The organism is Colwellia marinimaniae (genome assembly GCF_002207865.1).
Classification (GTDB): domain Bacteria; phylum Pseudomonadota; class Gammaproteobacteria; order Enterobacterales; family Alteromonadaceae; genus Colwellia; species Colwellia marinimaniae.
This window is the reverse complement of sequence record NZ_BDQM01000504.1, coordinates 1-238: the sequence shown is the minus strand read 5'-3', so window position 1 is coordinate 238 and position 238 is coordinate 1. Positions and strand designations below refer to the sequence as shown.

1 protein-coding gene is annotated in these 238 nt (G+C 56.7%); it reads right to left on the bottom strand.

From position 1 onward, the window contains the following. Window positions 1-238, bottom strand: a 238-nt coding sequence (locus MTCD1_RS23860; RefSeq protein ID WP_498067580.1) for a hypothetical protein, incomplete at both ends; no start/stop codon positions are given.

Here is a 238-nt window from a genome sequence, read left to right as displayed (position 1 = left end):
TCACCATATGGCCCACTAAAGAGTTCACCAGGGTTGATTTACCAGCCCCGGTCGACCCTCCTACCACCGCCAGAAGCGGCGCATCAATAGTCTCTAAGCGCGGCAAAATATAGTCGTTAAGCTGGTTAGCGATGCGTCGTGCCAGCCCGGCCTGAGTAATAGCCTCCGGCAAATCCAAGGGGAACTGGGCCTGACGCAGGTTGTGCCGCAGATCGGTCAACGACAGCAGTATCTGCTC